General features: G+C 70.8%; 9 protein-coding genes and 1 pseudogene. 8 read left to right on the top strand and 2 right to left on the bottom strand.

What is annotated here, in order from left to right:
• Positions 1–27 precede the first annotated feature (27 nt).
• From chpT to F1D61_RS04350, 6 genes are all read left to right on the top strand, one after another.
• Positions 28–741 carry a histidine phosphotransferase ChpT gene (chpT, locus tag F1D61_RS04325; protein WP_203156657.1) on the top strand — a complete coding sequence of 238 codons (714 nt, stop codon included), beginning with the start codon at positions 28–30 and terminating at the stop codon, positions 739–741.
• A gap of 179 nt (positions 742–920) precedes the next feature.
• Positions 921–3,701 carry a hybrid sensor histidine kinase/response regulator gene (locus tag F1D61_RS04330; protein WP_203156658.1) on the top strand — a complete coding sequence of 927 codons (2,781 nt, stop codon included), beginning with the start codon at positions 921–923 and terminating at the stop codon, positions 3,699–3,701.
• Positions 3,702–3,784: 83 nt separating this feature from the next.
• Entirely contained in the window at positions 3,785–4,285 is a 501-nt protein-coding gene (locus F1D61_RS04335; RefSeq protein ID WP_093569635.1) for a chemotaxis protein CheW, read from the top strand.
• A gap of 16 nt (positions 4,286–4,301) precedes the next feature.
• Positions 4,302–4,667, top strand: coding sequence for a response regulator (locus F1D61_RS04340; protein ID WP_203156659.1), 366 nt, complete (start codon positions 4,302–4,304; stop codon positions 4,665–4,667).
• 155 nt (positions 4,668–4,822) lie between these two features.
• Positions 4,823–6,031: a protein-glutamate methylesterase/protein-glutamine glutaminase gene (locus F1D61_RS04345; protein WP_203156660.1), complete on the top strand. Its 1,209-nt coding sequence runs from the start codon at positions 4,823–4,825 to the stop codon at positions 6,029–6,031.
• A gap of 40 nt (positions 6,032–6,071) precedes the next feature.
• A complete protein-coding gene (locus tag F1D61_RS04350; protein ID WP_203156661.1) occupies positions 6,072–7,037 on the top strand; it encodes a CheR family methyltransferase in 966 nt (321 codons plus the stop codon).
• A gap of 952 nt (positions 7,038–7,989) precedes the next feature.
• Here the strand turns inward: F1D61_RS04350 and ctrA are convergent.
• Complete coding sequence (ctrA, locus tag F1D61_RS04355) at positions 7,990–8,691, bottom strand: response regulator transcription factor CtrA (protein WP_203156662.1); 702 nt, start codon at positions 8,689–8,691, stop codon at positions 7,990–7,992.
• A gap of 461 nt (positions 8,692–9,152) precedes the next feature.
• Here ctrA and fliI point away from each other — a divergent pair.
• Together fliI and fliJ are read left to right on the top strand one after the other, a co-directional pair.
• Positions 9,153–10,487, top strand: a pseudogene (fliI, locus tag F1D61_RS04360) (flagellar protein export ATPase FliI); the annotation flags it as partial.
• Between the two features lie 90 nt (positions 10,488–10,577).
• Positions 10,578–10,985 carry a flagellar export protein FliJ gene (fliJ, locus tag F1D61_RS04365; RefSeq protein WP_203156663.1) on the top strand — a complete coding sequence of 136 codons (408 nt, stop codon included), beginning with the start codon at positions 10,578–10,580 and terminating at the stop codon, positions 10,983–10,985.
• 4 nt (positions 10,986–10,989) lie between these two features.
• On the opposite strand, the gene F1D61_RS04370 is transcribed toward fliJ, so the two are convergent.
• The gene (locus tag F1D61_RS04370; RefSeq protein ID WP_246775712.1) at positions 10,990–11,604 is read right to left on the bottom strand and encodes a GNAT family N-acetyltransferase; all 615 of its coding nucleotides are present in this window, start codon (positions 11,602–11,604) and stop codon (positions 10,990–10,992) included.
• Between the last annotated feature and the right edge of the window lie 164 nt (positions 11,605–11,768).

The raw sequence follows: 11,768 nt of genomic DNA on the forward strand, positions 1-11,768 counted from the left end.
ATCTGCCGGCCCCGCGGAGCACCCCCGATGACCACCGACACCTCCGAGCCCACCGTTACCCTGGACGCCCTCGACCTCTCGGCGCTGCTCTGCTCGCGGGTCTGCCACGACGTCATCAGCCCGGTCGGCGCCATCGTGAACGGCCTCGAGGTGCTGGAGGACGAGGACAGCGCCGAGATGCGCGACTTCGCCCTCGACCTGATCCGCAAGAGCGCCAAGCAGGCCTCGGCCCGGCTGCAATTCGCCCGCATCGCCTTCGGGGCGGCGGGCTCGGCGGGGGCCAGCATCGACCTCGCCGATGCCGAGAACGTGTCTCGCGGCATGTTCGGCGACGAGAAGACGCGGCTGTCCTGGAGCGCGCCGCGGGCGCTGTTTCCCAAGAACCAGGTCAAGCTGCTCCTCAACCTCGTGGTCATCGCCGTGACGGCGATCCCCCGCGGCGGCGTCATCGACGTCAAGGTCACCGGCGAGGCCGAGTCGCCGCTCTTCGTCCTCACCGCCAAGGGCGCCTATGCCCGCATCCCGCCCCATGTCGAGGCGCTGATCGCCGGCGCGCCGGCGAGCGGCACCGTCGATGCCCATGCGATCCAGCCGTTCTATGCCGGCCTCGTCGCCCGGGCCGCCGCGATGGCGGTGCGGTTCTCGATCGAGGGCGACACGGTGACGATCCGCGCCGAGCCCGCCGCCCCGGCCGGGACCGACGTCGAACCCGACGTCGAGGCCGACGATAACGGCATCTAACCCTGCGGCCGGCCGTCGGAGCGGGCCGTTTTCTCTTCGGCGTCCATGGTTTTCCCTGGCCCCGGGCGGAATGTGACCGGGGTCGGCGCGTTGTGAGGATTTCCGGCAACGGATCATAAAGGCTCGCGTGGCACCGTCGGACGGCGCAGAGATCCTGCGTGGATCGACGAGTGGCCGCGATGGACGATTTGTTGCGTGAGTTCCTGACGGAGTCCGGTGAGCACCTGGACACTGTCGACCTCGAGCTCGTCCGGTTCGAGCAGGATCCGAACAACCAGACGATCCTGCGGAACATCTTCCGGCTGGTTCACACCATCAAGGGAACCTGCGGGTTCCTCGGCCTGCCGCGCCTCGAGGCGCTGGCGCATGCCGCCGAGACCCTGATGGGCAAGTTCCGCGACGGAATGCCGGTGACGAGCCCGGCGGTCAGCCTGATCCTGCAGACCCTCGACCGGATCAAGCTGATCCTGGCCGAGCTGGAGCGCACCGGCGGCGAGCCGGCCGGGATCGACGAGGATCTGATCGGCGCCCTCGAGCGCATGTCGGAGGAGCCGGTGCCTGCCCCCGAGCCGGTGCCCGTCGCCGCCCCGTCGGCCTCCGGCACCCTCGTGCTCCAGGTGCTGGAACGCGCCCTGAAGCCCGGCGAGGTCTCCCTCGACGACCTCGAGCGCGCCTTCCGCGAGACCGCCGTCGACACCGAGGCGCCCGCCCCCGAGGCCCTCGCCCCCGCGCCCGCCCCCGAGCCGGTGCGCCCGGCGGCGCGTCCGGAGCCCGCCCGCCAGGAGCCCGCCCGCCAGGAGGCCGCCCCCGCTGTGCCGGCTCCCTCGCCCGCGCCGGCCGAGACCCGCCGCGCCGATCCGGCGCGGGCCGAGCAGGCCGCCGCCGACAGCGAGACCGGCCCGGTCAGCAAGGTGCAGACGATCCGCGTGAACGTCGACACCCTCGAGCACCTGATGACCATGGTCTCGGAGCTGGTGCTGACCCGCAACCAGCTGCTCGAGATCGCCCGCCGGCACGAGGACGGCAACTACAAGGTGCCGCTGCAGCGGCTCTCCCACGTCACCGCCGAGCTGCAGGAAGGGGTGATGAAGACCCGCATGCAGCCGATCGGCTCGGCCTGGCAGAAGCTGCCGCGGGTGGTGCGCGACCTCTCGTCGGAACTCGGCAAGAAGATCGACCTGGTGATGCAGGGCGCCGAGACCGAGCTGGACCGCCAGGTCCTCGAGGTCATCAAGGACCCGCTCACCCATATGGTGCGCAACTCGGCCGACCACGGCATCGAGTCGGGCGCGGAGCGCAAGTCCGCCGGCAAGCCCGAGAAGGGGACGATCCGCCTCAACGCCTTCCACGAGGGCGGCACGATCACGATCGAGATCGCCGACGACGGCAAGGGCCTCGACCTCTCGGCGATCCGCCGCAAGGCGGTCGAGCGCGGCGTCGCCAGCGAGGCCGAGGTCGAGCGGATGACCGACGCCCAGGTGGCGAAGTTCATCTTCCATGCCGGCTTCTCCACCGCCAAGGCGGTCACCTCGGTCTCCGGCCGCGGCGTCGGCATGGACGTGGTGAAGACCAACATCGAGCTGATCGGCGGCACGATCGACATCCAGACCCAGCTCGGCCGCGGCACCACCTTCACGATCAAGATCCCGCTGACGCTGGCGATCGTTGCGGCGCTGATCGTCTCGGCCCGCGAGCAGCGCTTCGCGATCCCGCAGGTCTCGGTGCTGGAACTGGTGCGGGTGCAGCCCGGCACCGACCACACGGTGGAGCGCATCAACGGCTCGCCGGTCCTGCGCCTGCGCGACCGCCTGCTGCCGATCGTGCCGGTGGCGGCAATGCTCGGCCTCGACGCCCCCGACGCCCCGGCCTCGACCGACGAGGGCTTCGTGGTGGTGAGCCAGGTCGGGCGCCAGCGCTTCGGCATTCTGGTCGACGGCGTCTTCCACACGGAAGAGATCGTCGTGAAGCCGATGTCCTCGAAGCTGCGGCACATCCCGCTCTTCTCGGGCAACACCATCCTGGGCGACGGGGCGGTGGTGCTGATCATCGATCCGAACGGCGTGGCCAAGATGGTCGGCTCCGGCACGGCGACCGGCCAGCAGGGCGAGATCGAGGCGGAGGCCGAGGGCGAAGAGAACGGGGCCGATCAGGCGGTGACGCTGCTCGTGTTCAAGGGCGGCGGTGACGCGCTGAAGGCGGTGCCGCTGTCGCTCGTCACCCGCCTCGAGGAGATCGACGCGGCCAAGATCGAGTGGGTCGGCGGGCGTCCGCTGATCCAGTATCGCGGCCGCCTGATGCCGCTCGTCCCGGCCGACCCGGCCCAGGCTCTCAAGCGCGAGGGCTCCCAGGCGCTCGTGGTGTTCTCGGACGGCGAGCGCTCGATGGGCCTCGTGGTCGACGAGATCGTCGACATCGTCGACGAGGTGCTGGACGTCGAGCTGGTGACCGAGCGCTCCGACCTGATCGGCTCGGCGGTGGTGCGCAACCGGGCGACCGAGATCGTCAACATCGCCCATTACCTGCCGCTCGCCCACGACGATTGGGGCCAGGCGGCGCATCGCGCGGTGCCGAAGGCGCCGAGCCTGCTCCTCGTCGACGACTCGGCCTTCTTCCGCGAGATGCTGACTCCGGTGCTGAAGGCGGCCGGCTTCCGCGTGACGCAGGCCGCCGATGCCGAGGAGGCCCTGCGCCATCTTGGCGGCGAGGCCCGCTTCGACGTCGTGGTCTGCGACCTCGAGATGCCGGGCCGCTCCGGGTTCGACCTGATCGAGGCGATGCGCAAGGTCGGCGGACGGCTCGGCACGATGCCGGTGGTGGCGCTCGCCGGCACCATGGCGCCGGACTCGCTCTCCCGCGCCCGGGCGCTCGGCGTCGCCGATTGCGTGGCGAAGTTCGACCGCACCGGACTGGTGGCGGCGGTGAACGAGATCATCAGCGCGCCCCTCGACGCCGCGGCCTGACGGCCTCCCGATCCCTGCCCGGACGCCGCGGCGTCCGGGCGCCGAGACGATTGCCCGCCCTCACACTTCCCGAGCCCCGCCCCATGATGGCCGCCAACACCAACACCGCCGGCACGACCGCGCCGTCCACCGGCGAGACCACCGACTACGTGACCGTGCTCCTCGGCGACGAACTGTTCGGCCTGCCGATCGACCGGGTGCACGACGTCTTCATCGCCACCAACCTGACCGACGTCCCCCTGGCGCCGCCGGAGATCAAGGGCCTGCTCAACCTGCGCGGCCGGGTCGTCACCGCGCTGTGCCTGCGCCGGCGCCTCGGCCTGCCCGACCGCACCGGCGACGGCCGCAACATGGCGGTGGGCCTGGAGCATGGCGGCGAGGCCTACGGCCTGCTCGTCGACCAGGTCGGGGAGGTGATGAAGCTCTCGGCCGACACCTACGAGCCGAACCCGGTCCATCTCCACAACCGCTGGCGCGCGGTCTCGCGCGGGGTGCACCGCCTCGACGGCCGCCTGCTGATGATCCTCGACGTCGAGGCGGTCCTCGCCTTCGGCGACGAGCGCCAAGCCGCCAGCGCGGCGTGACCCTGGGAACGGCCGGATGAGAACCTTCCTGATCGTCGACGACTCCGCGGTGATCCGCAAGGTGGCGCGCCGGATCATCGAGGGCCTCGGCTTCCGGGTGGCGGAGGCCGAGGACGGCCGCCAGGCGGTCGAGCAGTGCCGGGCGGCAATGCCGGACGCCGTCCTGCTCGACTGGAACATGCCGCACATGGACGGCTACGACGTCCTGCGCGCCCTGCGCCGGCTGCCCGAGGGCGATCACCCGAAGGTGCTGTTCTGCACCATCGAGAACGATGTCGCGTCGATCGCCCGCGCGCTGCAGGCCGGCGCCGACGAATACATCATGAAGCCCTTCGACAAGGACATCATGACCGCCAAGCTCCAGGCGGTCGGCCTCGCCTGAGGCCGGCCGCGCAGTCGGTCTCGCCCGAGGCCGGCCGCCTCCGAGCCTCGCCAAGAGGCTCCCCGCCCATCGATCCGACGCCTCGAGACGTCCCGGCCTTGCACCGGGGCCCGATCCCCCAGGCCCGCCCCGCGGCGCGCCGACCGAGACACGCCATGGCTGCATCCGCCGCGCCCTCCACCCCGACCCCGAGCGCCGGTCAGCGCATCCGCGTCCTCGTCGCCGACGATTCCGTCGTGGTCCGCGGCCTGGTCTCGCGCTGGCTCGAGGAGGCCGGCTGCGAGATCGTCGGCACCGCCTCGAACGGCCGCATCGCGCTCGACGCCCTCGACCGGGTCCAGCCCGACATCGTGCTCCTCGACATCGAGATGCCGGAGCTCGACGGCACCCAGGCCCTGCCCCGGATGCTGGCCAAGCGCCCCGGGCTCCAGGTCGTGATGATGTCGACCCTGACCCAGCGCAACGCCGAGATCTCGCTGCGCTGCCTGGCCCTCGGCGCCATCGACTACCTGCCCAAGCCCGAGGGCAACCGCGGCGTCACCACCCAGGCGAGTTTTCGCGAGGACTTGGTCCAGAAGATCCGGATGCTCGGGGCCGACCTGCGCAACCGGCCGCGGGCGCGCTCAGCCCCGCTGCCCGAGCGGCCCGGCCTGCCGGGGCGCCCGGCGGCGGCCGCCGCCCCGATTCCGGCCCCGGCGCCGCGCCCGGCCGCCCCGGCCGCCGCCGCGGTCAGCGTGCGCCCGCGCCCCTTGCGCACCAGCCCGCCGCGCTGCCTGCTCGTCGGCGCCTCGACCGGCGGCCCGCGGGCGGTGGGGGAGGTGCTCGAGAGCATCGGCGCCGCGACCCTGCGGCGCGTGCCGATCCTCATCGTCCAGCACATGCCCCCGGTCTTCACCGCGGTCTTCGCCGAGCATCTCGGCGCCCGGATCGGCCTGCCGGCAGCGGAGGCCAAGCACGGCGAGCCGGTCCGCCCCGGCATCGTCTACGTCGCCCCCGGCGGGCGCCACATGGGCCTGTCCGGCACCGCCGCGGAGGCGGTGATCCAGCTCACCGACGGCCCGCCGGTGAATTTCTGCCGTCCGGCGGTCGACGTGATGTTCCGCGACGCGGCCGAGGTCTACGGCGCCGCCACCCTGTCGGTGGTCCTCACCGGCATGGGCTCGGACGGCACCAAGGGCGCCAAGGCGCTCGTCGAGGCCGGCGGCGTCATGCTCGCCCAGGACGAGGCGAGCTCGACCGTCTGGGGCATGCCCGGCAGCCTGGTGAAGGCGGGCTATGCCCACGAGATCCTGCCCCTCTCGGCGATCGGCCCGGCCCTGCGGACGGCCATCGCCGGTCCGGGCGCCGGACTGAGCGGCCACTGATGCGCTTCCTGCCACGGATCCCGGGGAGGATGCCGCGCCGATGACCGAATCCGAGTTCGACTTCCTCCGGCTCTACCTCAAGCAGCGCTCCGGCCTCGCCCTGACGGCGGAGAAGCGCTACCTGGTCGAGAGCCGCCTGTCGCCGGTCTGCCGGCGCTTCAACCTCGCCGGGCTGCCCGAGCTGGTCGGCTGCCTGCGGCTCGCCCGGGACGGCGCCATCGAGCGGGCGGTCGTCGAGGCGATGACCACCAACGAGACCTTCTTCTTCCGCGACCGGACGCCGTTCGACCTGTTCCGCGACGTGCTCCTGCCCAACGCGCTGGCGGCGCGGGCGAACCAGCGCCGCCTGCGGATCTGGTGCGCCGCCGCCTCGACCGGTCAGGAGCCGTACTCGCTGGCGATGCTGCTCGCGGAAGCGGCGCCGCGGCTCGCCGGCTGGCGGGTCGAGATCGTCGCCACCGACCTCTCGACCGAGGTGCTGGAGAAGGCCAAGCTCGGCCTCTACAACCAGTTCGAGGTCCAGCGCGGCCTGCCCGTGCAGCTGATGCTCAAGCACTTCACCCAGGTGGGCGAGCAGTGGCGGATCGCCGAACCGTTGCGCCAGATGGTCGATTTCCGATCGCTCAACCTGCTCCAGCCGTTCGAGCAGCTCGGCACGTTCGACATCGTCTATTGCCGCAACGTGCTGATCTACTTCGACACGGTGACCAAGGCCGACGTGCTGCGCCGCATCGCCGACCAGCTCGCCCCGGACGGCGCGGTTCTGCTCGGCGCCGCCGAGACGGTGATCGGCATCACCGAATCGCTGATGCCCGATCCCGAGCATCGCGGCCTCTACCGCCACGCCAAGGCGGCTTCGAGCCCGGGCATCCCGGCCCCGACCTTCGCGGCCCCGACCTTCGCGGCCCCGACCTTCGCGGCTCCGAGCCTCCCGACCCCGGGCGTGGCGCCGGCCGTGCCGACGGCCGCTGCGGCAATGGCCGGCCTGCGCTGGGCGACGCGCTGAAGGCGACGCGTTCGGCGTCCGCCTCCGCGGGCGCCGGGACCCGAAGACTCAGCGCACCGAAAGGCGTCGGTCCCGGCTCTTCCGGGATTGTGGCGCCGTCATGCGCATGAAAGAGGTGGAGCAAGGCTCCGACCCCCGCGTCGCCACAGCCTTGCGCAAGGCGGGCAGGGGTAAGATGCCGCCTATCCCGGACAGCGCCCCCATTGCCCGGGGCCCGACATCCCGAATGACCTCAAACGCGGCTTGGCTGGCTCCAACTGGACTCACACCCATCCCGTCCTTCCGGGACCGCGCAAGCGGAGCCCGGAATCCAGACACTCAGGTGTAAAAGGATGAAGCGGAACGCAATCCGCCTTGTCCTGAACTCTCAGAGCCTGTTTGACTTGCGAAATTCAGCTGCAACGACCTTTTCTATCCCTCTCACGACCTCATCCTGAGGTGCGACTGAAAGGAGCCTCGAAGGAGGGCTCCCGAAGTCCTCGCGATCCCTGGAGCTCTCCTTCGAGGTCAGTCGATTCTCAATCGACTGACACCTCAGGATGAGGTCGTGTGTGGGGGTAAGTGCTTGAGTCAAACAAGCAGGCTCTCAGCGGATATGGATTCCGGGCGCTGCTTTCGCGGCCCCGGTATGACGCGGCGAGTCTGAAATCCGGAGCGGTCAATCCGACGGCTCTCAATGAATGAAACAGGCGCAAGGCCGGCCGCGCTCGATCCTGCGCCGCCTGTCGGCCGGGCCCGCGATTTCCCGCCCCCGGCCCGTCGCCGATTCCCTCGCCGGCTCCGCGCCTGAGATCTGCAGAACGGGATGGGTACCTGCCCAAGCATCCCATGACGCCAAGCATCCCATGACGCTCGGCCCCTCCGTGCTACTCCCGCGGTCTCCCGCCACCAACGAAAAAACCCCGCCGGAGCGGGGTTCTTTCGGCCGTCCGGACCCGAAGGGGCCCGACCGTCAGACCGCGATGCGGTCCTCTTCCTCGGCCGGCTCGCGCAGCACGTAGCCGCGGCCCCAGACCGTCTCGATGTAGTTCTTGCCCTGGCTGGCATTCGCGAGCTTCTTGCGAAGCTTGCAGATGAACACGTCGATGATCTTCAGCTCGGGCTCGTCCATGCCGCCGTAGAGATGGTTCAGGAACATCTCCTTGGTCAGCGTGGTGCCCTTGCGCAGGCTGAGGAGCTCCAGCATCTGGTACTCCTTGCCGGTGAGATGCACCCGGGCGCCCGACACCTCGACCGTCTTCTGGTCGAGGTTCACGATCAGGTCGCCGGTGGTGATCACCGACTGCGCGTGGCCCTTCGACCGGCGCACGATCGCGTGGATTCTCGCGACCAGTTCATCTTTGTGGAAAGGTTTGGTGAGGTAATCATCGGCACCGAAGCCCAGGCCCTTCACCTTGTCCTCGATCCCGGCCATGCCGGAGAGGATCAGGATCGGGGTCTTGACCTTCGCCACGCGCAGCGAGCGCAGAACCTCGTAGCCCGACATGTCGGGCAGGTTCAGGTCGAGCAGGATGATGTCGTAGTCGTACAGCTTTCCGAGATCGACACCCTCCTCGCCGAGGTCGGTCGTGTAGGTGTTGAAGTTCTCGGACTTGAGCATCAACTCGATGCTCTGCGCCGTGGCGCTGTCGTCCTCGATCAGAAGTACCCGCATCTCAGGTCCCCAAGCCCTGGCCCTCAAGGGTTAAGGCAAGCCCCCGCCGCCCGTCTCCCACCGGCCCGTGGGGGACGCCCGTTATCTTCCGAACCGCGACGCTATGCCCGAACGGTTAACAAACCCTGCTCGGGTCCCGCAAGCGGTTAGGAAACCGCTGACGGTCCGGCCCCTTGCGGGTTGGCGTTCCGTTCCGGCCGAATCGCGGCAGCATACCTGCATCCCGCTCCCGGCGAGCGGCCTAAATGACTCGCATCATTGAGGCCTGCCCGTGATGTTGCCCCCACGCCACGCCCCCGGAGAACCTCCGGGCAGCGGACGCGGATCCCATCTGCCTCAGTGTTAAGGAGAGGGGTAAATGGATCGTTGATGGAATCCGGCAATGGCAGCGTCACGGTTCGGGAAACCGCCTCGTATCAACAGGATGGTGCCGGGAGCGGCGTCGTGACCGGCTCCGCGACGGGGGGAGGGGCTTCGACGCCGCCCGCGCGGCGCTTGCCGGGGTGGAGGAGGTCGAGACCTTCGGCCGGGTCGTGGCCGTGCGCGGCCTCCTGATCGAGGTCGCCGGCCCGGTGGCGGCGATGCGGCTGGGCGGCCGGCTCGACGTCGTGGTGAACGAGGCCGCGGGCGCCGCCGTCCCGTGCGAGATCATCGGCTTCTCCGGCCCGCACGCGCTCGCCATGCCGTTCGGCTCGCTCCAGGGGGTGCGGCGGGGCTGCCCGGCCCGGGTGCGGGCGGAGGGGGCGGGGGCGATCCGGCCGAGCCGGGCCTGGCTCGGCCGCGTCGTCGACGCGCTCGGCCGCCCGATCGACGGCAAGGGACCGCTGCCGTCCGGCCCCGCGCTTTACGGCCTCCAGGCCGATCCGCCGCCCGCCCATGCCAGGCGCCGGGTCGGGCCGCCCCTCGATCTCGGGGTGCGCTGCATCAACACCTTCCTCACGATGTGCGCCGGCCAGCGCATGGGCATCTTCGCCGGGTCCGGCGTCGGCAAGTCGGTGCTGCTGTCGATGCTGGCGCGCTACACCGCCGCCGACGTCGCGGTGATCGGCCTCGTCGGCGAGCGCGGCCGCGAGGTGCAGGAATTCCTCCAGGACGATCTCGGGGAGGAGGGTCTCGCCCGCTCGGTGGTGGTGGTCGCCACCTCCGACGAGCCGGCGCTCATGCGCCGCAACGCGGCCTACGTCACCTTCGCGCTCGCCGAGTATTTTCGCGACCAGGGCGCGCAGGTGCTGTGCATGGTCGATTCGATCACCCGCTTCGCCATGGCCCAGCGCGACATCGGGCTCGCCGCCGGCGAGCCGCCGACCGCCAAGGGCTACACCCCCACGGTCTTCTCCGAGTTGCCGCGCCTGCTCGAGCGGGCCGGGCCCGGCACGGGGGAGGGGGCGATCACCGGCCTGTTCACCGTGCTGGTCGAGGGCGACGACCACAACGAGCCGGTGGCCGATGCGGTGCGCGGCATCCTCGACGGCCACATCGTGATGGAGCGCGCCATCGCCGAGCGCGGGCGCTACCCGGCGATCAACGTGCTGCGCTCGGTCTCCCGCACCATGCCGCGCGCCTGCGACCCGGATTTCCTCCCCACGGTGCGGCGCGCCCGCCGGGTGCTCTCGACCTATGCCGACATGGAGGAGCTGATTCGCCTGGGGGCCTACCGGCCCGGCAGCTCGGCTGAGGTCGACGAGGCGATCGGCCTGATGCCGGATCTGGAGGCTTTTCTGGGGCAGGGTAAGGAAGAAGCAACCTCCATCCGCGAGGGTTACGAACGTCTCGCCGCGATCGTCGGCGAGGCGTGAGGGCCGGTCGCGCGGGCCGCTCGCGCGACCGGGTGACGGCGCGTAGCGGTCGAACGCTCGGCCGCAAGCCGCTGGCTGGAGTGGAGTACAATGAAGTCGCGGGACACGCTCATCCGGCTGCGCCGCTTCCAGGCCGACGAGAAGCGGCGCAAGGTCGCGCAAATCGAGGCGATGATCGCCGATTTCGCCCGTATGGCCGCCGATCTCGACCGTGAGATCGGCCAGGAGGAGCAGCGGGCCGGGATCTCCGATCCGGCCCATTTTGCCTACCCGACCTATGCCCGCGCCGCCGCCCAGCGCCGCGACAACATCCGCCGCTCGGCCGAGGAACTCGACGTCCAGCTCGCCGCGGCCAAGGCGGCGCTCGCGGAGGCGTTCGAGGAGCTGAAGAAGGTCGAGATCCTCGACGACCGCGAGCGGTCGGGCGAGCGCGCGGCCGAGAATGCCCGCGACCAGGCCAGCATGGACGCGATCGGGCTCGGCCGCGCCCGGGCCTGACGAATCACTCCGCCAGCAGCGGGATCTGTCCGGCGGCCATGCGGGGCAGGTCGCCGGTGAGCCGCGGATCCGGCGCGACCTCGATCGCCCGCGCATAGGGGCGAAAGCCCGAGCGCCGGTAGAAATCGACCGCGCCCGGATGGTCGAAGGTGCAGGTATGCACCCAGAACCGCCGGATCGGGCGCGCGAAGGCGCGGGCCAGGGCCTCGTCCATCAGGCGCCGCCCGCGACCCTGCCCGACCGCGTCCGGCACGAGGCCGAAATAGCCGAGCTCCACCTCGCCGGGCCGCCGCCAATCCAGTTCCAGGAGGCCGACGTCGCGCCCGTCCTCGACGAGAGCCAGGGCCTCGACCCCCGGATCGCCCAGGATCGCCAGGAGCGCGTCGTCGCTCAGGCGGGCGCGGCCGAACCACAGCCAGGGCGTGCCGATGGCCGCGTAGAGCGCCCGGTAGCGGGCGATGTCGGTGCCGATCTCGGCGAGCGGCAGAGGCTCCCGCGATCGCCGGGGAGGGGGCTCCCGCATCTCCAGGTAGGTCACGACGGCCGCGACGTGGGTCGGCGGGATCGGGGTGTAGCCGTCGAGGCGCAACGTCGGCTCGTCGGTCGGGTGATCGCTCACGGCGGCGTCTCCTGCGGGCTCGCGCGGATCGCCAGGGGGGCGGCCCGTTTCCCTCGTGTCAAGCTTTCCCGTGGCAGACTTTCTCATGACAGACTTTCTCCTGGCAGACTTGCCCGTGCGACTCTTCCGCCACGCGGGCGGTTGCGCCGTTCGTCCGACTGTGC

It is taken from the genome of Methylobacterium aquaticum, assembly GCF_016804325.1.
Lineage (GTDB): Bacteria > Pseudomonadota > Alphaproteobacteria > Rhizobiales > Beijerinckiaceae > Methylobacterium > Methylobacterium aquaticum_C.